12 protein-coding genes and 3 pseudogenes are annotated in these 22,618 nt (G+C 60.1%); 7 read left to right on the top strand and 8 right to left on the bottom strand.

The window, feature by feature from the left end; all coding sequences use genetic code 11:
• The first annotated feature begins 12 nt into the window (after positions 1–12).
• The 4 genes from CKA38_RS01410 to CKA38_RS01395 all read left to right on the top strand — a co-directional run bounded on the left by CKA38_RS01410 (position 13) and on the right by CKA38_RS01395 (position 4,292).
• Positions 13–1,014 (top strand): NAD-dependent epimerase/dehydratase family protein, encoded by a 1,002-nt coding sequence (locus CKA38_RS01410; RefSeq protein ID WP_108823904.1) that lies wholly within the window; start codon positions 13–15, stop codon positions 1,012–1,014.
• 111 nt (positions 1,015–1,125) lie between these two features.
• A complete protein-coding gene (ilvB, locus tag CKA38_RS01405) occupies positions 1,126–2,904 on the top strand; it encodes a biosynthetic-type acetolactate synthase large subunit (protein ID WP_202863941.1) in 1,779 nt (592 codons plus the stop codon).
• A gap of 93 nt (positions 2,905–2,997) precedes the next feature.
• Positions 2,998–3,462, top strand: coding sequence for a ribose 5-phosphate isomerase B (rpiB, locus tag CKA38_RS01400; RefSeq protein ID WP_108826341.1), 465 nt, complete (start codon positions 2,998–3,000; stop codon positions 3,460–3,462).
• 71 nt (positions 3,463–3,533) lie between these two features.
• Positions 3,534–4,292: a hypothetical protein gene (locus CKA38_RS01395; protein ID WP_108823903.1), complete on the top strand. Its 759-nt coding sequence runs from the start codon at positions 3,534–3,536 to the stop codon at positions 4,290–4,292.
• A gap of 58 nt (positions 4,293–4,350) precedes the next feature.
• Here the strand turns inward: CKA38_RS01395 and CKA38_RS15185 are convergent, their stop codons facing one another.
• The 3 genes and pseudogenes from CKA38_RS15185 to gyrB all read right to left on the bottom strand — a co-directional run bounded on the left by CKA38_RS15185 (position 4,351) and on the right by gyrB (position 10,229).
• Positions 4,351–4,908, bottom strand: coding sequence for a hypothetical protein (locus CKA38_RS15185; protein ID WP_152032608.1), 558 nt, complete (start codon positions 4,906–4,908; stop codon positions 4,351–4,353).
• 98 nt (positions 4,909–5,006) lie between these two features.
• Positions 5,007–7,501, bottom strand: a pseudogene (gene gyrA / locus CKA38_RS16925) (DNA gyrase subunit A).
• 119 nt (positions 7,502–7,620) lie between these two features.
• Positions 7,621–10,229 (bottom strand): annotated as a pseudogene (gene gyrB, locus CKA38_RS16850) (DNA topoisomerase (ATP-hydrolyzing) subunit B).
• 327 nt (positions 10,230–10,556) lie between these two features.
• Between gyrB and CKA38_RS01380 the strand changes: the two are divergent.
• Positions 10,557–11,201, top strand: coding sequence for a hypothetical protein (locus CKA38_RS01380; protein WP_152032607.1), 645 nt, complete (start codon positions 10,557–10,559; stop codon positions 11,199–11,201).
• A 105-nt stretch (positions 11,202–11,306) separates the two neighbouring features.
• Here CKA38_RS01380 and rpsI read toward each other — a convergent pair whose 3' ends face one another.
• The 3 genes from rpsI to CKA38_RS01365 form a co-directional block, all read right to left on the bottom strand.
• Positions 11,307–11,702 carry a 30S ribosomal protein S9 gene (rpsI, locus tag CKA38_RS01375; protein ID WP_108823901.1) on the bottom strand — a complete coding sequence of 132 codons (396 nt, stop codon included), beginning with the start codon at positions 11,700–11,702 and terminating at the stop codon, positions 11,307–11,309.
• 7 nt (positions 11,703–11,709) lie between these two features.
• A complete protein-coding gene (gene rplM / locus CKA38_RS01370) occupies positions 11,710–12,141 on the bottom strand; it encodes a 50S ribosomal protein L13 (protein WP_108823900.1) in 432 nt (143 codons plus the stop codon).
• A 201-nt stretch (positions 12,142–12,342) separates the two neighbouring features.
• Positions 12,343–12,825, bottom strand: a complete 483-nt coding sequence (locus CKA38_RS01365; RefSeq protein WP_108823899.1) for a deoxycytidylate deaminase — start codon at positions 12,823–12,825, stop codon at positions 12,343–12,345.
• 93 nt (positions 12,826–12,918) lie between these two features.
• Here CKA38_RS01365 and CKA38_RS01360 point away from each other — a divergent pair, with 93 nt between their 5' ends.
• Positions 12,919–13,887, top strand: coding sequence for a hypothetical protein (locus CKA38_RS01360; protein WP_152032606.1), 969 nt, complete (start codon positions 12,919–12,921; stop codon positions 13,885–13,887).
• A 111-nt stretch (positions 13,888–13,998) separates the two neighbouring features.
• Here the strand turns inward: CKA38_RS01360 and CKA38_RS16775 are convergent, their stop codons facing one another.
• Together CKA38_RS16775 and dnaE are read right to left on the bottom strand one after the other, a co-directional pair.
• Entirely contained in the window at positions 13,999–16,086 is a 2,088-nt protein-coding gene (locus tag CKA38_RS16775; protein ID WP_152032605.1) for a glycoside hydrolase family 172 protein, read from the bottom strand.
• 315 nt (positions 16,087–16,401) lie between these two features.
• Positions 16,402–20,346, bottom strand: coding sequence for a DNA polymerase III subunit alpha (dnaE, locus tag CKA38_RS01350; protein WP_236919090.1), 3,945 nt, complete (start codon positions 20,344–20,346; stop codon positions 16,402–16,404).
• A gap of 365 nt (positions 20,347–20,711) precedes the next feature.
• Between dnaE and CKA38_RS17035 the strand changes: the two are divergent.
• Positions 20,712–22,583, top strand: a pseudogene (locus tag CKA38_RS17035) (fibronectin type III domain-containing protein); the annotation flags it as partial.
• Between the last annotated feature and the right edge of the window lie 35 nt (positions 22,584–22,618).

Here is a 22,618-nt window from a genome sequence, read left to right as displayed (position 1 = left end):
GCAATTTCGCATATGAAAAAGATACTGGTCTGCGGCGCCGGGGGATTCATCGGCGGGCATTTGGTAAAGGCCTTGCTCGACTTGGGGCACAAGGTTGGGGCCGTGGATAAAAAGCCCGTCGAGGCGTGGTGCCAGATTCATGACGCCGCGGAGTCGCGGACCCTGGACTTGCAGTTGCGTGACGCCTGCGCCGAGGCGGTGCGCGGATACGACGAGGTGTATAATCTGGCCGCGGACATGGGCGGCATGGGGTTCATCGAAAACAACAAGGCGCTGTGCATGTTGAGCGTCTTGATCAACACACACCTGCTCGTGGCCGCGCGCGATTGCGGCGCGGGACGTTTTTTCTTCTCGTCGTCAGCCTGTGTTTACAATGCCGACAAACAAAAGAGCGCGGACGTGACGCCGCTGACGGAGGCCGACGCATATCCGGCGATGCCGGAGGATGGCTATGGATGGGAAAAACTTTTCAGCGAGCGCATGTGCCGCCACTTCGACGAGGATTTCGGCGTGGTCGCCCGCGTGGCGCGTTATCACAATGTTTACGGGCCGCACGGCACCTATGACGGCGGCCGCGAGAAGGCTCCCGCCGCGATTTGCCGCAAGGTGATCGAGGCGGTGCGCACCGGCAGGCATGAAATCGAAATCTGGGGCGACGGCAGCCAGACGCGCAGTTTCACATACATCGACGATTGCATAAAAGGCACGCTGTTGCTCATGGGTGGCGACTGCGCCGAGCCGCTCAACATCGGAAGCTCGGAACTCGTGTCGATAAACGGCCTTGTCGGCATCGTTGAGGAAATCGCGGGCGTGAAGCTCGCGCGAAAATACAACCCCGACGCGCCCAAGGGCGTGAACGGGCGCAACAGCGACAACACGCGCATCAAGTCGCTGTTCGGCTGGGAGCCGTCGACGCGCCTGCGCGACGGCATGGAACAAACTTACCGCTGGATTTACGACGAAATGATGCGCGCCGGGCGCGAGGGAAAAGCGTCGCGCGTGAATCTCCATTGACGCGGACGTGCCGCCGCACCGCGGCACGCGCAACTCCCCGGTCGCTTTCCATTCTTGCATCCTCCGCGGACGACGGACTTTATTTTACGTTTTTCCGGACCACTTTTATTTATGAAAAAGACAGCCAAACGCTCATCCGCCACCGCGACAAAAACCGCCCCGCGTGAAATGAACGGCGCCGATTGCGTCGTCGAATGCCTTCTGCGCGAAAAGGTCGGTGTCGTCTTCGCGTATCCCGGCGGCGCGGCGCTCGAGTTGCACCAGGCGTTCGCGCGCAACAAAAAGCTGCGTGTCATCCTGCCCCGCCACGAGCAGGGCGGCGCGTTTGCGGCGGGCGGCTACGCGCGCGCGTCCGGCAAGGTCGGCGTGTGCATGGCCACCAGCGGCCCCGGCGCCACCAACCTCGTCTCCGGCATCGCCGACGCGTTCATGGACTCGATCCCGCTCGTCGCCATCACCGGTCAGGTTTTTTCAAAATACATCGGCAAGAGCGCGTTTCAGGAAACCGACTTTTTCGGCATGACACTGCCGATCGTGAAACACTCCTACCTCGTGCTCGATGTCGCCGACCTGCCGCGCATCTTCAAGGAGGCGTTCGAGCTCGCGCGCAGCGGCCGGCCCGGCCCCGTGGTCATCGACATTCCGAAGGACGTGCAACAGGCGCGCTTCGTGCCGCGTTTCCCGGAAACAGTTTCGTTCCGCAATCCGTTTGTCGGGTTGAAGCACACCGCGAGCGACGCGCAGTTGAAACAAATCGCCGGACTCGTTTCGGCCTCGAAAAAACCGGTGCTCTATGTCGGCGGCGGCGTCATCTCGTCCGGCGCGCACAAGGAGCTGCTCGCGTTTGCCGAGCGCGCGCAAATCCCGGTCGCGACCACGCTCATGGGCCTCGGCGCGTTTCCCGAGACGCATCCGCTCTCGGCGCGCTGGTTCGGCATGCACGGCTCGGCGTATGGCAACTGGGCCGTCGACCAGTGCGACCTGCTCATCAGCCTCGGCGCGCGTTTCGACGACCGCATCACGGGCGACACGGACAGATTTGCTCCGCGCGCCAAGATCATCCACATCGACATCGACGCCTCCGAGCACAATAAAAACAAGCGCGTTGACTACCCGGTTTGCGCCGACGTCAAGGATGCGCTCACGCGCCTGAACAAGCTTATGTCCGCGCGCTCGTTTGCCGCGCCCGACACGGCGGCGTGGATTGCGCAAATCCGCGAATGGCGCAAGGAGCATCCGTTCAGTTATCCGGACAGCCCGCACATTTTGCCGCAGGAGGCGGTGGCCGCGCTCTACGAACTGAGCAAGGGCGACGCGATCATCGCGACCGGCGTCGGACAGCACCAGATGTGGGCCGCGCAATTTTACTCGTTCGAAAAACCGCGCCGCTACATCAGCTCGCTCGGCCTCGGCGCGATGGGTTACGGCCTGCCCGCGGCGATCGGCGCAAAAGTTGCGTGTCCAGACAAGCAGGTCATCGACATCGACGGCGACGGCTCGACCACGATGAACATTCAGGAACTCGCCACCGCGACCATCGAAAAAATCAACATCAAGGTGATGATTCTGAACAACCAGCACCTTGGCATGGTGACGCAGTGGGAGGACCGCTTCTATCAAAGCGTCCGCGGGCAGACGATTCTCGGCGACGTGAACAATATCGGCAGCCCGACAAACACCGGCGGCCTGTATCCGAACTTCAAGCAGATCGCGGAAGGTTTCGGCGTGAAGGCGCGACGCGTGATCAAGAAAAGCGAGCTGCGTGATGCGATCCGGGAAATGCTCGACCACGACGGTCCGTATTTGCTCGACGTGGTCGTGCCGCACAGCGAGCACGTTCTGCCCATGATTCCCGCCGGAAAATCGGTGAAGGAAATGATCATGAAGTAGGGCGCGCCTCGCGTGCGCCCCGCTTGGGCGAAAGACGGCTTGCCCAAGCGCGAAACCGACGAAACGACTTCCTTAAACCCAAAACAAACAACAATGACTGAAAAAAAATCCGTGGTAATCGGCTGTGACGAAGCGGCCTGGGAACTCAAAAACACGCTCAAGGCCTACATCAAAAGCCTGGGCTACGAGGTCGAGGACGTCGGCTCCGAGGAGGGCGTGTCCGTGCTTTATCCCGACATCGCGCTGGCCGTGGCCGAGGCGATTCGAAGCGGGCGCCATGAGCGCGGCGTGCTGCTGTGCGGCACGGGCATCGGCATGGCCATGACAGCGAACAAGGTTCCGGGCATCCGCGCCGCGCAGGCGCACGACACATTTTCCGCGGAGCGCGCGCGCAAGAGCAACAACGCGCAAATCGTCACTCTCGGCGCGCGCGTGATAGGCCCCGAGCTGGCCAAGATGATTGTGCGCGCTTTTCTGGAATCCGAATTCGAGGGCGCCCGCTCGCTGCCCAAGGTTGAAAGAATGGCTGAAATCGAGCGCGCGATGCGCCAGGCGTAATCGCGCGCGAACTACTCGCTCCACACGCTGGTTCCTTGAATAATTTCAAGGAACCGCAAACACTGTGCCGCATGAGTTTTTATCGTTTGTGCAAATGTTTTCTCGGCGCGCTGTCACTGTTGCTGGCCGGATTTTGCGCGGCGTCGGGTGCGGCTGACAAGGCGGGCGCGCAGGATCTTGGCGAGGGGCTTGTGTATTTTCGCATGACAAACCCTGCCGCCGACTTGCCCGCGCTGAAATCCGTGCTCGCGGAAAACAAGGCGGCGGTTGTCGATTTGCGCGGAGTGGATGCGCGCGTGGCCGATGTGCGCGCGCTGCGAATCGCGCTTGTTCCGCCGGTGTCCCCGGAGACTCGGGCCGCGCGTTTTGTGTTGATCAATCGCGACACGTCGTCAGCGGTTCCGTTCACGCTCAACGCCGGATTGCCGGACAACACGCAGGGCGTGCTGGTCATGGCATTGGCCGTCGACAACGTGCCCGCCGACGTGAAGGTGCGGGGTTCCGTTGAGGACGACCGCCGCGCATGCGAGGCGATCTCGAAAGGCGCGGCGGTTTCGACTCTGATCAATCACCAGCCGGACAAGAAGCGCTATGACGAGGCGGCGCTCATGCGCGACTATCAGGGATTGCCGGAGCCGGAGGTGGAGGCAAAAACGGTCGCGGATAAAAAAGCCCCGGATGCGGCGGACTCTGATTCGCAGGCGAAGCCGGGTGAAAAAGAAACCGAAGGCGAATCGTCGTCGCCAGAATCACAACCACCTCCAACGGATTCATTGCTGCAGGCCGCTGTGCAAACGCATCGCGCGCTACTGGCGCTGGGGAAGTTGTAGGGTTTGCAAGAGCAATAAATCCAAGAATCGAGCAATAAAATGAAAGTGTGTTTTATATCTATTTCAACTGGGAGTCGGACAACGGTTGATCCGAAGTTGTGTTTTGAGGATTGAAGACCCCGGGGATTTTCATTTCGGAAGGATGTCCATTTCGATCGCTGGCAGTAATCATTTGAGGACGTGTCAGAGTCGTTACTGCCCGAGATTTGTGATTTGCAAGTTGACGTAGAAAATCTTGGGGGAGTTCTGAAACAGGAGTGCAGAGGATTTGAACTTTCCATTTGTTGCTAAATAATGCTACGCGCGAATACTCTATGTATGCATTGGTGTTGCTTTGTCCTATGTATGCATAGCTGAACATTGAAGCTGGGGAGTCTATCGATTTATACGCATGGACAAATTGATCGGCAGATATGCGTTTAATGGCCGTTGATGCGCATCCAGATACAAAGAGCGCGAGCGAAAAAATGGTTAATTCTAAACCGATTTTTATGGGGTGGCGCATGCACGCATATTTGCGCCCGTCGAAGGGAACGCAAGCGCATTGAACAATGATGGCGCGAACACACCATAGTGGTAGATGGTTCGCCCCGCCAACGGCGCTTGATTCATCCATGACGTGCTCGACGAGCGCGTCATGATGAACTGCGAATGGTTGATGCGGCTGTTGGCGGAATGTCGCTGACGCTTGGAACGGCGAAATCGCCTCGCCTTTTATTCGGCGGCTTCGCCCGCGTTGGCGGCTTCCTGCTCTTCCTCGGACTCGACGACCTTGGCGATGCTTAGGAGGGTGTCGCCTTCGGCGAGGGTGAGGAGTTTCACTCCTTTCGCTCCGCGATTGGTTTCGCGGATCGTGTCCACCGGGCAGCGGATGCTTTGGCCTTTCGCCGTCAGGAGCATGACTTCGTCGGTGTCGTGGACGCTTAACGCGCCGGCGAGGTTGACCTTTTCAGGGAGGTCGATCGCCCACACGCCCGTGCCGCCGCGGTTGATGAGGCGGTAGTCCTCAAAGCGGGTGCGCACGCCGAGGCCGGCTTCGCTCGCGACAAGGAACTTCGCGGTGTGGTCAACCACTTCGATGACTTCGAGGTAGTCGCTCTTGAGCTTGAAGCGCATGCCGGTGACGCCCGCGGTGGCGCGGCCGGTGGCGCGGAAGAGGACTTCGCCGGTCTCGGCGTCGCTTTCGCGGAAGCGCACGGCGAGGCCTTGGTGCGAGACGAGGATGAGCTCGTCCTTGCCGGTCGTGAGCACGCAGCCGATCACGGTGTCGCCTTCGGCGAGGTTGATGCCGATGAGGCCGTTTTCACGGGTGGCGTTGGCGTAGTCGCTGAGGGTCGTTTTCTTGATGGTGCCGCGCTTGGTCGCCATGACGAGGTAGCGGCTGGCGGCGTTTTCGTTGGCGAAGTCGGGCGTGCAGAGCATGGCGGCGATTTTCTCGCCTTCCTTGAGCATGAGGAACGAGTGCACGGACTTGCCTTTCGCGGCGCGGGCGGCCTCGGGGATTTCGTAAACTTTCTTCGCGTAGCACTGGCCGGTGGTCGTGATGAAGAGGATGTAGTCGTGCGTCTCGGCGGTGAAGAGGCGTTCGACAAAGTCGTCCGCGTAGGTCTCGGTGCCGATGACGCCTTTGCCGCCGCGTTTTTGCGAGCGGTATTCGACGACGGGGGTGCGCTTGATGAAGCCGAGGTGCGAGACGGTGATGACGCAGCCTTCGTTGGGGATGACGTCCTCCATGCGGAACTCGCCGAGCGCGCCGGTGATTTCGGTTTTGCGTTCGTCGCCAAACTTTTCCTTGAGGGCGAGGAGCTCGGTTTTGATGACTTCGCGGAGCTTGTAGTCGTTTTCGAGGATGGAGCGGAGTTCCTCGATGAGTTTGAGGAGTTCGAGGTATTCGGCTTCGATTTTGTCGCGTTCGAGGCCGGTGAGCTGGTAGAGGCGCAGTTCGAGGATGGCGTCGGTCTGGCGCTCGGTGAGCGGGTATTTGGCCATCAGTTTTTCCTTGGCCTCGGCGCGCGAGGCGGAGGCGCGGATGATGCGGACAAAGTCGTCGAGGTTGTCGAGGGCGATTTTGTAGCCTTCGAGGATGTGGGCGCGGGCCTCGGCTTGGTTGAGGCGGAACTGGGTGCGGCGGGTGACGACTTCGCGGCGGTGGTCGATGAAGCATTCAAGGAGTTCCTTGATGTTCATTTGCTTGGGGCGCTTTTTGTCGAGGGCGAGGAGGATGGCGCCGAAGGAGGACTCGAGGGCGGTTTTCTTGAAGAGTTGGTTGATGATGGGCGAGGCTTGTTCGCCGCGCTTGAGTTCGATGACGATGCGGGTGTTGGCGTCGGATTCGTCGCGAACGTCGCGGATGCCTTCGATTTCCTTTTCGGTGACGAGTTCGGCGATGCGGGTGACGAGGCTGGCGCGGTTTACGTTGTAGGGGATTTCGGTGATGACGATTTGCTCGCCGGTTTTGTTGTCCTCGGTGTGGGCCTTGCCGCGGACGCGGATGATGCCGCGGCCGGTTTTGAGGTAGGAGAGGATGCCTTCGCGGCCGGCGATGACGCCGCCGGTGGGGAAGTCGGGGCCTTGGATGATGTCGCAGAGTTCGTCAACGGTGGTGGAGGGGTTGTCGAGGAGGAGCGCGGCGGCGGCGGCGACTTCGTGGAGGTTGTGCGGGGGATGTTGGTGGTCATGCCCACGGCGATGCCGGTGGAGCCGTTCAGGAGGAGGGTGGGGAGGCCGGCGGGGAGGACGGAGGGCTCGGTGGTTTTTTCGTCGAAGTTGGGGTTGAAGTCGACGGTGTCCTCGTCGAGGTCGGCGAGGAGGGTTTCGGCGGTGTGCTCGAGGCGGGACTCGGTGTAGCGGTAGGCGGCGGCTTCGTCGCCATCGACCGAGCCGAAGTTGCCTTGCGGGTTGATGAGCGGGTAGCGCATGACCCAGGTTTGGGCGAGGCGCACGAGGGCGTCGTAGACGGAGGAGTCGCCGTGGGGGTGGTAGTTGCCGAGGACTTCGCCGACGACTTTGGCGCATTTGGTGAAGGGGCGGTTGCGCAGGAGGCCGAGGCGATACATCGCGTAGAGGATGCGGCGTTGCACGGGTTTGAGGCCGTCGCGGGCGTCGGGCAGCGCGCGGGAGATGATGACCGACATCGAATAATCGATGTATGCCGTCTGCATGATGTCGGTGATGTTGGCCGTGGAGAGTTTGTCGGGCGGTGTTTGCATTTATGAAAAGGAGTCGGGAGTCGGAATACGGGAGTCAGGAGTCGGAATACGGAAGGCTTGAGGGTTGCCGGAGGTTTTCTCCTGTCTCCTGACTTCCGTATTCTGACTCCTTTTTTTTATTACACGTCGAGGTATTGGACGTTGAGGGCGTTGTCTTCGATGAATTGGCGGCGGGGCGGGACTTCGTCGCCCATGAGGAGCGTGAAGAGGGCGTCGGCCTTGGCGGCGTCGGCCACGCTCACGCGGAGGAGTCGGCGGCGTTCCGGGTCCATCGTTGTCTCGTAGAGTTGCTCGGGGTTCATTTCGCCGAGGCCTTTGTAGCGCTGGATGGTGAGGCCTTTGCGGCCGAGGGCGCGGATGTGCGAAACGATTTCGAGCGGGCTGTGGATTTCGATTTTGTTTTCCGATTTCTGGCCGGCGTTTTCGGTGATGATGTAGCGCGGTTCCTCGGTGGGGCCATAGCGGTTGATGTCGAGTCCGGAGGAGGCGGTGATGGCGCGGAGGATTTTCGACATTTCCGTCGACTCGAAGATTTCGTGGACGGTGATGCGTTTGAGCGGGCCTGTGGGGGCTGCTTTTTTGGCGGCGGGGGCGGCGTTGTCGTCGGTGGTGGTGGCGGGTGTCGCGAGGGGCGCGCCCACGGTGCCGGCGGGTTGCTCGAAGAGGTCGGCGTCGAGGCCGTGATCCTGCACGAATTTGGCGCGTGCGTGCTCGTCCATGAGGAACTGGTGGCTTTCCTTGTTGCCTTCGCGGATGCGCGCGATGTAGCGGGGGAGGGCGTGCGTTTCCTTGTCGTGGCAGTCGAGGTATTCGGCGAGCGAGGCGCCGTATCGGGTGACGCCGCCGCCGAGTTTTTCGAGCGCCGAGAAGTGCTCGACGAGTTTGTCGATTTCGGCGGGGGCGAGGACTTTGTTGTCGCGGAGGCGGGTGAGGGTGACGTCCTCGGAGCCGAGTTCGAGGAGGATGCGGTTCATCTGCTCGTCGTTCTCGATGTATTGCTCGCGTTTTTTGCGTTTGATTTTGTAGAGCGGCGGCTGGGCGATGTAGATGTAGCCTTTGTCAAAGAGGCCGCGCATTTGGCGGTAGAAGAAGGTGAGGAGGAGGGTGCGGATGTGCGCGCCGTCGACGTCCGCGTCGGTCATGATGATGATTTTGTGGTAGCGGGCCTTGTCGCCGTTGAAGCCGCCTTCGGTGGGCGTGCCGTCAACGTCGAAGTTTTGTCCGATACCGGTGCCGAAGGCGGTGATCATGGTGCGGATTTCGGCGTTGGAGAGCACCTTGTCGAGGCGGGCTTTTTCGACGTTGAGGACTTTGCCGCGGAGGGGGAGGATGGCTTGGTAGCGGCGGTCGCGGCCCTGCTTGGCGGAGCCGCCGGCGGAGTTACCCTCGACGATGTAGATTTCGCATTCGGCGGGGTCGCGCGAGGAGCAGTCGGCGAGTTTGCCGGGGAGGCCGCCGCCGGAGAGGGCGCCTTTGCGGACTGTTTCGCGGGCCTTGCGTGCGGCCTCGCGTGCGCGTGCGGCGTTGACGATTTTGTCGATGATGCGCTTGGCTGTGGGGATGTTGGCCTCGAGGAAAAACTTGAGTTTTTCGCCGACGATTTTTTGCACGATGCCGTCGACCTCGCCGTTGGAGAGCTTGGTCTTGGTCTGGCCTTCGAAGCGGGGTTCGGGGACTTTCACCGAGATGACGGCGGTGAGGCCTTCGCGGCAGTCGTCGCCGTTGATCGGGGGTCCTTTTCCTTAAGGAGGTTGTTGGCCTTGGCGAAATTGTTGAGGACGCGGGTGAGCGCGGAGCGGAAGCCGGAGAGGTGCGTGCCGCCCTCGATGTTGTGGATGGAGTTGGCGTAGGCGAAGATTTGCTCGTTGTAGGAGTCGTTGTATTGCATCGCGACGTCGACGGCGATGGGCGGCCGGCTCGGGTCGTTTTCGTCGGCGACGGAGTCGGAGAACGAGACGGGGTTCGGGTGGACGAGGTTTTTGTTGGTGTTGAGATACTGGACGAATTCGACGATGCCGTCCTTGAAGTAGAAGACGTCGGATTTTTGCGAGCGCTCGTCGGTGAGCTCGATGCGGACGCCGGGGTTGAGGAATGCGAGTTCGCGGAGGCGGCGCGCGAGGATTTCGTATTGGAATTCGCGCGTGGTGAGGAAGATTTCCGCGTCGGGCTTGAAGGTGATTTTTGTGCCGGTTTTCTTGGTGTCGCCGACGACGGTCATCTTTTGCGTGGTGAGGCCCTGGGCGAAACGCATTTGGTAAACCTTGCCGTTGCGGCGCACCTCGGCCTCGAACCATTCGGAGACGGCGTTGACGCACTTGGCGCCGACGCCGTGGAGGCCGCCGGAGACCTGGTAGGCGCCCTTGCCGAACTTGCCGCCGGCGTGGAGGTTGGTGAGCACGAGCTCGAGGGCGGGGATGCCGTATTTGGGATGGAGGTCCACGGGGATGCCGCGGCCGTCGTCCTCGACTGAGCAGGAGCCGTCGAGGTGGATGGTGACCTTGACGGAGGTGGCGAAGCCGGCGAGGCACTCGTCGATGGAGTTGTCAACGACCTCGAAGACGCAGTGGTGGAGGCCGCGCTCGTTGGTGTCGCCGATATACATGTCGGGGCGTTTGCGGACGCCCTCGAGGCCCTCGAGTTTTTCGATTTGGGAGGCGTTGTAGCCGGATGCGTCGGCGCCTGCGGCGGGGTTCTGGTCGGCGTTTTGCGGGTCGTTTTGGTCGGACATATTTGCGTGGAAAATCGGGTGCGTAATTGCGTTAAAAATAAAAGGGAAATTGCATCGAAATTCAGGGTCGGACGCAATGGGTTTTTAGGGGAAAATGGGATTATTTTTCGTGACGGAACGCGGCGTGATTTTGAGGGCGGCGGCGTGGTTAAATTTCAAATCTCAAAATCCCTTCCGCGCGAAGCGAGAAGCCTGACAATTTCAAAAAAACCAACCGACAAAATCCCGAAATCCCAAATGGCGAGGCGTTGCCTCGTCTCACGGGCAGGTGAATCGTGTCATTCGAAGTAATACTCCAGATGATGCGAGGTTGCAAAATCGTATCTTGTGAAAAACTTCTTTTATAAATGTGAAATCCAATCAACGGTTTGGGGCAATATGAGCAAACTACTTGCCGGCAAAGTATTCGCGTGGAGCGTAGCATTTATCGGGTGCTTATGGCTGACTCATATGATTTGGCCGACAATGCTGGATGTTTGGCTCTATGACTCGCAGGGTGAATATAGAACTGACGGGATTTTTGCCGTGGTTACACCTATGTTACGCCAAATAGAGAATTTAATGATGATGGGATGGCTTGTCGGCCCATTCTTGTTATTTATGGGAATTGCCAGATTGGTGGTTATATACGCACGAAGTTCGGTCCGGTTTCCTGTGATTTCAACACGACCGTTCATGGCTTCCACGATGGCTGTTGGGCTTTTGGCGAACGCAGTGGTTCTAGTGACAGCATTCCCATTTTTTTCCATAGCGACAGGTGCGGTAATCCGCCCGATGGGATGGTTTGCTTTTGTTTTAATCTGGTCGCTATCAGCCTTTTTGATTGGTGGGATGTCCGGTTTATATGCAATTACTGCAGAACGTCCTCGTGCTCTTTGTAGCTTTGCACTTATATGCACGGCCACGCCGTTTCCGCTTGCCATAGCATTAATTATTTTGGCGGCAGAAATTAACGGATTTAAACTTGATTAACAGATTTTTGCTTTGCGACATGAGTGACATTTAAATGCACAAAAAAACGCCCTCGGCTTCGAGGGCGTTTCGGTTTCCAAATTGGAAGAGAAACTGGCGCGGTCTTTAGCGCTTCGAGAACTGGTAGCGCTTGCGGGCGCCGGGCTGGCCGGCTTTCTTACGCTCTTTCTCGCGCGGGTCGCGGCGGATGTGGCCGGCCTTCTTGAGCGCGGGACGAAGCTCGGGATTGAGCTTCTGGAGGGCGCGGGCGATGCCGTGCGCAACGGCTCCGGCCTGGCCGGAAACACCGCCGCCGTCAACGAGGACGGTCACGTCAACCTTGTCGCGCATCTCGGCGACGAGCAAGGGGGCGCAGGCGGCCTTGGAGAAGGTTTCGTGCGGGAAATACTTGTCGTATTCGAGTTCGTTGACGACGAACTTGCCCGTGCCTTCGGAGAGGCGGACGCGGGCGACCGAGGTTTTGCGACGGCCAGTGCCGAGGTGAATGACTTTTTCGCTCATGGGCTAATTATTTGAGAGTGATCGTGACGGGGTTTTGCGCCTCGTGCGTGTGCTTCGGACCTTTGAAGACGCGCAGTTTCTTGAGCATCTGGGCCGCGAGGCGGTTTTTCGGGAGCATGCCCTTGACGGCGTGTGTGATGATGAACTCGGGCTTCTGCTCGCGCATCTGGGCGAGGGAGCGGTAGCTTTCGCCGCCGACGTAGCCGGAGAAGAACATGTATTCGTTTTGCTCGTCCTTTTTGCCGGTGAGCGCAACTTTCTCGGCATTGATAACCACAACGTAATCGCCGGTATCAACATGCGGAGTGTAGGTGGCCTTGTGACGGCCGCGAATAATATTGGCGACTTTAACTGCGAGACGGCCGAGCACGAGCCCGTCGGCATCGATGAGATACCACTTGGGCTGCACTGTCTCTTTCTTGGCGAGGAACGTTTTCATGAAAGGAAAAGGGGTTGATTGGTAGCGCACGGCGGGTGACTGTCAACCACGGAAGTTGGGAAAAATTCAAATCGCGAAATTTTCGACGGGCGCGACGGCTGCGAAACCCGTCGTATTTGCCCTTTGCGCGCCGCGCTGCCGGCTGTCATTTGCCCGACTGGCGCGCTATTTTGCGATGGAGTTGGCATTGTCCGCCAGGGCTTAACCCAACTTTACGATGCGCACGCCGGCGTCGCCGAGCATGGGGGCGACAATCGGGTCGTTGTTGTAATCGTCGCGGTAGCGCACTTCGGCGATGCCGGCGGCGGACAGGATTTTTGCGCAGTTGATGCACGGATAATGTGTGACGTAGGCGATGCAGCCTTCCACCGAGCTGCCGCGGCGCGCGGCGTCGGCCACCGCGTTTTGCTCTGCGTGCACGGTTGACTGCTCGTGCCCGTCGCGCACCCGGGAGATGTGCGGCACGCCGGGCAGGTAGCCGTTGTAGCCGGCTGCCACGATGCGATTTTTGCGCGCGCCGCCACTCACGATCACGCAGCCGACATGCAGGCGCTCGCACGGCGAGCGCGTCGAGATCAACAACGCCGTTGCCATGAAATATTCGTCCCACGAGGGGCGTTCCGCCGCCGTCGCGGCGGCATTGGCCACGATGTCCACAAGTGATTCGGTTTGTTCCGTGCTCATAATATCCGCGAAGGATTGAAAAACGTTCGGAAAAAAGCGAGGCGTGTTTTGCTTTCCCTTTCCGCCTTATTTCCCCTTCATGTTGCGCGCATCATGGACGAACTTTTCCGACTTACCCCCGAGGAACGGCGCAGGCGACGGATCATACGGCTTGCGGCGGCGGGTTTTGTGGTCGCCGTCGTTTTTGCCGGCGTGGCGGTTTCGTTTTTCATGCGCGCATGGAACAAGGAGCCCGAGCTCGTGATGCCCGCCGCCTATCTCGTTTCCACCGGCGGCGCGACCACGGTTCGCGTTGATGGAAAAAATATTCCGTTTGAAACCACCCTCGCCGTTCCCTCCGGCTCGGCCATCGATGTGCCCGCGCGTGCAAACATCATCGTCGTGCACCCCGAGGACGCCTCCTCAAAAAAAATCAAGGGTCCCGAAACCCTCCGCCCCGAACCCGCGCGGGAGCCCAAGAAGGACGCGGTCGATTTTCTGGTTTCGCCAAAGGAAATCCTCATCACGGCGCGTTACGGCGGTCCGCGCGAAAGCACGGGGCGCGTGCTGGTGACCTCGCCTTTCGGTGTGACGCGTTTTACCAACCCGACCATCACGTGGGAGCCGCGCCCCGGCGTGCGTTATGACGTGGCGGTTGTTGATCCCGCCGATCCCGTCGCTCCACCCCGTGTCGCGATCAATGTGCTCCCGCCCTTGCGCATCGACCAGCTCGAAACCACGCAGGATCGCGTGCTGCGCGCGGATCGCATCTACAACGTCATCGTCAGGGAAGCCGGCAGCGAGACACAGGTCGGCGCGATGCGTTTCCTCGTCTCGCCCGGTGCGACCGACGCCTCGCTTCCGCTCGCGCCCGCCGATCTTGTCATGGAGGCGATTGACGCGCTTTGGAGCAAACCGGCGCGCATGGGCGACGGCTGGCTCGCGTTATCGCGCCTGCCGGCCGACTGGGCCGAGTCGGAACTCGTGCTGCGCCTGCGCATGCGCGCCGCCGCCGAACTCGGCCTCTTCGACGAAATAGAAAAAATCCAGTATCAACTCTGGATGCTAGGGCCGATGCGATAGGCCGGCTTGATTGACCGGGCCGGGTGCGGTTTTGGAAATCGCAGGATCGTTTTGGGCGGGGCGGTTGTCGGATTGTTTCGATCGCGCGAACCGCCGAAACCGCAGCCCCGTTCACTTGAACCGCAGCCTGTCGAGGCCGAAGTGAGTTTTGCCGCCGGGATGCTTGGACGGCGCGACGAGTTCGACGTCGAGGGTGTTCTTGCCCTTGACGAGTTCGACGCCGGCTTGCGCGGTGGTGGTGTAGAGCTCGGGCGTGTTGAGGTTGAGATTTTTGAAAACGATTTTTCCGTTCAACCGGACAACAAATGTGCCGTAGTCGTTCGCGGTGGTCAGGAATGCGGTCATGTCGAAGCGGCCGGAGACGTCGGAATAAAAGGCAAAGGTGGCGCGGGCTTCGGGCTTGAGGTCACGCCACCAGAGTTGCGCGCCGCCGCTCCACGGCATGGGGCGCTTGATTGATTGCGCGGCGGCTTTTCCGGAGGTGGTTTTTTCAACGAGCAAATCCTCGCCCTCGATGAAGAGCGCGCCGTCCTTGTCCTGCCGGAGATCGGTTGGAATGATATCGCCGCGGTCGAGCGCGACGGGTTCGCGGGCGTCGGCGGTGTTGTCGGGCGCGAGGCTGCGTCCGCCGGGGAGCATATACCAGAAGGCGGCGGGCGCGTAGTTCACCCGCGTGGGCGACCAGTGCCACAGTTCCATGTCGAAGCGGAGCGATTTGCCGAAGGGGATGGCGTCTAGGCCGCGATACCGGGTGTTGACGGAAAGTTTTGGGGCGAAACTGCCTTCGCCCAAGGGCTGCGCGATGAACGGATGCCCGGTGAAAACCTCGGGGCGGCACCATGCGTAGCCGTAATAATCCTCGGTGCCGGTGCCGATGTGCGAGGGGAACTTTTCGCCGTCAACATAGACCTTTTCGTCGCCCTCGCCCCACCAACGGTAGGTGGTGTTGAAGATGGCGAGATTGTCGCCGACATAAACGCCCTTGCCGCGAAGTTCGGCGTAGTTGAGGTCGACGGCTTTGTCATGGGGGCCGGCGAGGACCTTGGTGTATTGGCGCCAGCCCGCGCCGAAGTGCATGGAGCGCGCATCCCATTTCCACGGCTTGGTGGCGACGGCGGCGTCGGTTACACGGACGGTCTGCGCGCCGAGATTGCGCAGCGTGACGACGCAGTTTTTCTCAAACGGCATGACCCACGCGGCGCGCATGAGGCCGGATTCGTCAGTCGTGGTGTTATACGTGTTTGTTCGAAGCTGCTTGTAACCGATGCCGAAGAAGTCGCCGACGGGCACGCGGACGGTTTGTTCGCCGTCGAACGTGATTTCGAGCATGGTGGAGCGGAGCGCCTGCTCCTGGTTTTGCGCGCGCAGCCGCAACGCGATGCTGGCGACGGCGGCGGGGCCGCGCAGGGTGACGGCGTGGCTCGCGCCGGGCGCGAGATCGGCGACGAGGCCGGTGAAATTGCCGGCGGGGGCGAGCCCGGCGGCTCCGGAGGCGAGTTTCTCCTGCGCGCTGGAGATGGCGGCGGCGTGGCGTTGCGCGACGGATTTTGAGAAGGATTCGACGGGCGTGCCGGCGGGATACGAGCGATAGTTTATGTTGTAATAAACGCGCTCGGTGTCGCCTTTTTTCGCGCCGGGGTCGTCCTCGCGCAGGTTCCCGCTTTCGTAGGTGATTTTGCAATGCTTCGCGTAGGGAATGGGGAAGTAGAGATTGTGCCCGCGCCGCTCGTAGGGCGTCTCCTCGGAGACGGACGCGGCGAGCGGCGGGCCGGCGATGATGCTGCCGCTGAGGATGTCGAACGCCGTGCCCTCGACGGCGGGCGTGCCGGCGCCGTCGATATAGATGCGCATGGTGCCGCGTCCGCAATCCTTGCCCGCAAACGTCATCCAAAAACGGACGATGGCGCCGGGCCCCTTGGCGTCGAGCATGACGAACTCGCGCCGGCCGTTGTTGCGCTCGACGCGGAGAAACATGGAACGGTCGGAGTTGGCGAACCAGCCGGGTTTGTCCGGCGCGACTGAGGCGCGATCGTAGCTGCTGAATTGCGCGCAGGTGAAGGCGGGATCGGGGAAGCGCGCGCGTTCGTCGCGGTCGGTCATTTCATCGAGCAGCGACTTGATGGTGATGGTGCCGGCGTTTGCCGCGCCCGCAAAAATGGCGAAAAGGAGGGTGGCGAGCAGAAGTGTTTTGGGTTTCATGATGGGAAAGAAGAAACGCGCGCGAACCATTCGCGCCTGTTTCGCAGCACTGGTAGGCTGTCCTCATTGACGTTCGTGCTCAAGTGAGGATTTCTGAAAAGAGCTTGGGGAAAATTGAAAAAATAGCAGGTGTGCTTGAGGAACGAACCATGCGACTCGCCGCAAGGGCGTCGTTTGATCTGGAGCTGTTTCGGCTTAAACTGTCGTGAGGAAATGTCTTTTGGCAGGGTGAACCGTCCCGGTGCGCTTGGAATGTTACTGCTCACCGGGACGGTTCGCCCTGCCTCAAATGCGACAGGATGAACCAAAAAATTCCTAATCCCGTTTCGGCGCCCATCGGCGTTCCTGGCGCTTGAGGATGAGCGGCCTGACGTGGATTTGCGCGCCAAGGACTGCGGGGTGGTTGCGGATTTGGTTGAAGCACTCGGTCGTGAAAGTCCATGCCAGTGAATCGACGGCCTCGGCGATGGGCGCGACGCGGTCCTCGAAAAGAAACGCGAAGGAGGTTTCGGTTTTTCCGGGGGTTTGGTCGAGGGTTTTGCGCAACGCTTTTAGGAATTCGGGCAATTCGGGATGATCCGGTTTTAGCAGCCAGGTGATGCGGCGGATATTTTGCGCGATGAACGGCGCCAGCGAATAACACTCGTTGAGCTGGATGCGCTTTTCTCCTTCCTTGTTTACCTGCACCATGCCTTGCACGGCGACGAGGGCGTTTTCCGCGAGCACCGCGCCGTATTCCTCGTAGGTGCTCGCAAACATGTTGAGCGTGATGGCGCCGTTTTTGTTGGAGAGGACAAATGAGGCCCAGGGGCGGTTGTCTTTTTTCGAGAGGCGCTTGGCGATGTTGCTGCAAATGCCACAGAGGCGAAACTCGGTGCGGTCGGGCAGCATGATGAGGTTGCCGATGGCGTGGGTGTCGAGCGCCTCGACAAGGCCGGTGAATTCGTTGAGCGGGTGTCCGCTGACGTAGAAGCCGAGCAGTTCCTTTTCAAACTGGAGGCGGTTTTCCTTGGTGAGGATGCGTTCGGCGGCGCCGGTGGACGCGGTTTTCTTTTTGCCTTTGGCGACCGCGCCGAGGGCGAGCGTGTCGTGGTCGTCATCGATTGACACGGTGGATGCGGCGGGGGTGACTTTGCGCGAGTGTTTCAGGATTTGGGCGAATTCTTTTTCGAGTTCGCCCATGGGCGGGATGGGGGGGGCGCTGTCGAGCGTGCCGAGGTCGAAGAGCATCGTGCCGGCGGGGGCTTCCTCCTTGGGTTTGCCGGCGTCCTTTTTGAGCGCGGGGTATTTGCGTTGCAGCTCGCTGAGCGCGCCGAGGGCGAGGTCGATGCGGGGGAAGAGGGTTTCGCGTTCCTCGCCGCTGAAATCGAACGCGCCGGTGGCGACGAGGTTTTCGAGCACGCGTTTGTTGATGGCGCGCGGGTCGGATCGGAGGATGTAGTTTTCGAATCCGGTGTAGGGGCCGTTGGCATCGCGTTCGTCGCGCGATTTGACGGCGGCCTGCTCGCCGACGCCCTTGATGCCGGCGAGGCCGAAACGGATTTTGCCGGATGGCGCGGGCGAGTCGCCCGTGGTGCCGCCTGATTCGGCGGCGCGCGCGACAACGGGTGTGAAGTTGGGGCCGGATTCGTTGATGTCGGGACCGAGGACGGTGATGCCCATCGCCTCGGCCTCGGCGATGAAGTGCGAGACTTTTTCGGCGTTGCCGAGTTCGGCGGTGAGCACGGCGGCCATGAATTGCACGGGGTAGTTGGCCTTCATATACGCGGTTTGATACGCGATCATGGCGTAGGCGGCGGAGTGCGATTTGTTGAAGCCGTATTGCGCGAACTTGTTCAGCAAATCGAAGATCTCGTTGGCTTTTTTGGAGTCGATGTTGTTCGTCTTTTTCGCCCCCTCGACGAAGATGCCGCGCTGGCGGTCCATCTCGGCCTGGTCTTTTTTGCCCATGGCGCGGCGGAGCATGTCGGCGCCGCCGAGGGTGTAGCCTGCGATGACGCGGGCGCACTCCATGACTTGTTCCTGGTAGACGATGACGCCGAAGGTTTCCTTGAGGACGGGTTCGAGGAGTTTGTGGGGGTAGGTGATTGAGGCGGGGTCTTTTTTGCCGGCGGCGTAGTTGGGGATGAACTGCATCGGGCCGGGGCGGTAGAGCGCGGAGATGGCGTTGATGTCGTCGATCGACGAGATGCCGACCTGGCGCGCGGCGTTTTGCATGCCCTCGGATTCGAGCTGGAAGACGCCGACGGTTTTGCCCGCGTTGAGGAGTTTGTAGGTGACGGGATCGTCGAGCGGGATTTTTTCGATGTCGAAATCGGGATCGGCGGTGCGGCGGATGTTTTCAACGGCGTCGGAAATAATGGTGAGCGTTTTGAGGCCGAGAAAATCCATTTTCAGGAGGCCGAGTTTGCCCACGGCGCTCATGTCGTATTGCACGGTGACGTCGCCTTCCTGGAGCGTGAGCGGCACGAATTCGTCGAGCGGCTTGTCGGTGATGATGATGCCGGCGGCGTGCTTGCCGGTGTTGCGCACCATGCCCTCGACGACGAGGGCGGTGTCGATGATGCGCTTGGTGCCGGGGTTGCGGTCGATTTCGAGGCGGAGCTCGGCGGATTTTTTGATCGAGTCCGTGAGCGAGATGTTGAGCTCGTCGGGGATCATCTTCGCGATGCGATCGGAGTCGGCGAAGGAGAGGCTGTTGACGCGGGCGATGTCGCGGATGGCCATTTTCGCGCCCATGGTGCCGTAGGTGATGATGTTGGCGACGCAATCGCGGCCGTATTTTTCGCGGACGTAGTCGATGACTTCGCCGCGGCGGCGCATGCAAAAATCGATGTCGAAGTCGGGCGCGGAAACGCGCTCGGGATTGAGGAAGCGCTCGAAGAGGAGGCCGAAGCGGATGGGGTCGATGTTGGTGATTGCGAGCAGGTAGGCGACGAGGCTGCCCGCGCCGGAGCCGCGCCCCGGGCCGACGGGGATGTCGTGCTCCTTGGCCCAGCGGATGAAGTCCCAGACGACGAGAAAATAATCGACGTAGGTGGTGAGGTTGATGATGGCGAGTTCGTAGGCGGTGCGCACGACGAGGATCTCCTCGGGCGCGAGGCCGTTGTTGTCGGGCGGCTGGGGTTTTTCCCCGGGGGCGAGTTTGTCGATTGTGATTCCGCGCTCCTCGACTGCCTTTTGCCCGGCGACGAGGGCGGTGGCGAGTTTTTCGAGCCGTTCGGCGACGGCGGGGCGCGCGGCGACCTCGTCGTGGTCGATGCCGTAGCGTTGCTTGAGGCCGTCGACGCAGAGTTTGTGGAGGTATTCAGAAGGTGAATACACGCTTTTGATTTCGACGGGCAGGGGATATTTCGGGTAACGCTCGGAGCCTTTCGGAAACGGGATCTTGAGGTCGCACATCTCGGCGATGGCGCGGGTGTTGGTGATCGACTCGGGGACCTCGGCGAAGAGGCGCGCCATTTCGTCGTGCGATTTGAGGTAAAACTCCTTCGTGTCGAAACGCATGCGGTCGCGGTCCTCGAGCTTGGCGCCGGTCTGGATGCAGAGCATGGCGTCGTGCGGGTCGGCGTCGGTGTCGCGGATGTAGTGGACGTCGTTGGAGGCGATGACGCGCAGGCCGAATTCCTCGCCGAGCTTGAGCAGTCCGGGGATAATTTTGATTTGCTCGGGGATGCCGTGGTCCTGGATTTCGATGACGAAGTTTTCCTTGCCAAAAATATCGACAAAACGGGCGCATGCGGCGCGGGCCTCCTGCTCGCGATCGTGCATGAGGTGTTGCGGGATGATCGCGGCGAGGCAGCCGGAGAACGCGATGAGGCCCTCTGAATATTTCGCGAGCGTTTCCCAGTCGGCGCGCGGTTTGTAATAAAAGCCGTGCAGGTGCGCATCGGAGACGAGCTTGAGGAGGTTTTGGTAGCCGGTGAGATTTTTGGCGAGAAGCCCGAGGTGGTAGTAGGATTTGCCGTCCTCGGCCCGGCCCTGTTTTTCGAGTCGCGAGCCCTCGACGAGGTAGATTTCGCAACCGATGATGGGCTTGAGGTTTTCCTTTTTTGCGGCGTTGTAAAAGTCGATCGCGCCGAAGAGATTTCCGTGGTCGGTGAGGGCGAGCGCGGTCATGCCGAGCGACGCGGCGTGTTTGCAAAGTTTGTCAACCTGGCAGCACCCGTCGAGCAGCGAGCGGTCGGAGTGGACGTGGAGGTGGATAAAATCCTTCGCGGGCGCGGAGGGCGTGACGTTGGTGACGATGGGAGCGGACACGGGAAAAATGGAAAAACCGAGAGTTGAAATCGAAGATGGAAAAAACAAATGGCAACGCCTGCGGCGGGAATTATCAACGGGCAAAATGAACAAAGATGGACGGACTGCGGCAATCGTTATCCGGCCTTGCGAGATGCCGCTGTGATATCGCGGAAAGTGAGATATCCAATATGCGTGGCGAGCTGCGAAGATTCACGCCGGCCTTGTCAAAAGTTCATGTGTGTTTTTACTGCTATTTTATTTTCATAACAAAAATTTTGGTTGACCAGTTGGGTATGCGTCGTGCTTATAATCATTTGCAATAATAGCCCCGAGGCTGATTTATAATGATAATCAGTTAATAGTCAAATCTTTACATATTTAATATGAAGCCCAAGCATAACGTCCCCGCCATATTGACCTGCATCTTTTTTGTGTTTGCAGGTATCCTGTCAACTCACGCGTCAACCCCCGCGTCGAATCCCACCCTGTGGCTGCGCTCTGACGAGGGTGTGCAAATCATGCCTTCCATGCAGACCGGCATGGACACGGTCGTTTTCTGGAACGACTACCTCTCCCCTTGGCGCGGAGCCGAGGCCACCGGTTATTGGAAAATGGGCGAGGACAGCGGGTTCACAGTGATTCACAACGGGCTGAACGGCAGTCCGTCCCTGCGTTATGAGCCGATGTGGAGCAACGACCCGGGGCTGAAAATCTTTTCCAATTGCATCGATTCGGGAGCATCTTCAGCCGAGTATTTTGTCCTCCTAAAATCCGACCCCTGGGCATTCGGCGTTCCTCTAAGCCTTGGCCATTCATGGGGGCTGGAATACAGCGGGCAAAGTTTCATCCGTGATTCCTTTGGCCGCGGCTACGATTCGGTGGATATGGACAGCATGTCCATCGGGCTTCCGCTCGATGACTGGCGAATCTATCACGCGGCGGCGACTGCAAGCGAGTGGTTTGCCCGCCTTGATGGCAATACGCTCGTCCAAACCCCGGCGATGCCATTTCAAGTGTATCCATGGAATGGCGGCATAGGCATTTATCACGGATGGTCCGGTGAAATTGCCGAGATTATCGTTTACAGTCGCACACTCACGGAAGGCGAGCGTCAGCAAACCACTGATTATTTGCGCGCACGTCGGGGTGGCTCGATCGGGGCGGTTACGCCCCCGTCGTCCCTTTCGACCTCGGCCATTGATTATAATTACGCGACCCTGCAATGGTCCGCGTCAGCAACGCCCGGCGTGTGGTATGAAATTGAGCGTCGCACGGGAACATCGGGGGCGTGGACGCTCATCTGTTCAACCTCCACTGGGCAGACCTCTCACACCAACTACAACCTCAGCCCGAGCACCACCTACCAGTATCGCATTCGTGCCGTCAAAAACGGCATTCGCTCGGATTACGGCAGCACGCTCACCGTTACGACGCCCGCGGGCACGCCACCGGCTCCGCCGGCAAACCTCACGGTCACTTATGTCGGCGCCGATCCGGAAACCGGCAGCCCGCTCGTTCGCTTGGAGTGGACGCCCCCGAATCCAACGCCGGACAACTATCTCCTTTACGTGAAGAACGGCGACAACAACCAGTTCTTTGGGGCGCAGTATATTTCAGGGAGAGACACATTCCATGTCACCACCCGCGCGTTTTGGGGCGCGCCCAACTACTACAAGCTGACATCGCTCAGGCACCCGCTGGAGAGCGAGTTCAGCGATCAGGCCATGATTGTCATCAAGCCGCAAAAACCATCCGGCCCCGTTGCAAACAATCTCAGCGACACTTCCATCCGCCTCATGTGGTTCGACACCGGCTGGGCCGGCAACACCTTCGAGCTGCAACGCAAGCCCGCCAGCGCCGGGGACGGCGCATGGGAAACCATTTACACAGTGGTCGATCCCGCCGACATCAACGGCAACGGCGTGATCTACCACACCGACACCGGGCTTCTCCCCGGCACCGCCTACAACTACCGCCTGCGAACCCACAACAGCGGCGGAAGCTCTGATTACTCCCACTACACCCACACCACCACCGGCGAACCGCCGGACGACGGCGAGCCGCCCGTTGCAATTTCCCAAACCATTGCGCTCTTCCAAGACACTCCGCAGACAATTACGCTCCAAGGGTATTCCCCCGAAGGCAATTTGCTGACCTATGCCATTGTCGCAAATCCCGCCAACGGCACGCTCTCGGGCACGCCTCCCTCGCTCACCTACACGCCGGACGCAAACTACACGGGCGGGGACAGCTTCACCTTCAAGATCAACGACGGCGGCATGGACAGCGC

The organism is Ereboglobus luteus (assembly GCF_003096195.1).
Taxonomy (GTDB): Bacteria; Verrucomicrobiota; Verrucomicrobiia; order Opitutales; family Opitutaceae; genus Ereboglobus; species Ereboglobus luteus.
The sequence above is the reverse complement of the archived record's forward strand: the minus strand, read 5'-3'. Positions and strand labels throughout refer to the sequence as shown.

Bases quoted from the DNA above. Each gene is read 5' to 3' on its own strand.
- rpiB (WP_108826341.1), top strand. From the start codon at position 2,998: ATGACTGAAAAAAAATCCGTGGTAATCGGCTGTGACGAAGCGGCCTGG.
- CKA38_RS15185 (WP_152032608.1), bottom strand. From the start codon at position 4,908: ATGGATGAATCAAGCGCCGTTGGCGGGGCGAACCATCTACCACTATGG.
- CKA38_RS01395 (WP_108823903.1), top strand. From the start codon at position 3,534: ATGAGTTTTTATCGTTTGTGCAAATGTTTTCTCGGCGCGCTGTCACTG.
- rplM (WP_108823900.1), bottom strand. From the start codon at position 12,141: ATGAAAACGTTCCTCGCCAAGAAAGAGACAGTGCAGCCCAAGTGGTAT.
- CKA38_RS01410 (WP_108823904.1), top strand. From the start codon at position 13: ATGAAAAAGATACTGGTCTGCGGCGCCGGGGGATTCATCGGCGGGCAT.
- rpsI (WP_108823901.1), bottom strand. From the start codon at position 11,702: ATGAGCGAAAAAGTCATTCACCTCGGCACTGGCCGTCGCAAAACCTCG.
- CKA38_RS01365 (WP_108823899.1), bottom strand. From the start codon at position 12,825: ATGAGCACGGAACAAACCGAATCACTTGTGGACATCGTGGCCAATGCC.
- ilvB (WP_202863941.1), top strand. From the start codon at position 1,126: ATGAAAAAGACAGCCAAACGCTCATCCGCCACCGCGACAAAAACCGCC.
- CKA38_RS16775 (WP_152032605.1), bottom strand. From the start codon at position 16,086: ATGAAACCCAAAACACTTCTGCTCGCCACCCTCCTTTTCGCCATTTTT.
- CKA38_RS01360 (WP_152032606.1), top strand. From the start codon at position 12,919: ATGGACGAACTTTTCCGACTTACCCCCGAGGAACGGCGCAGGCGACGG.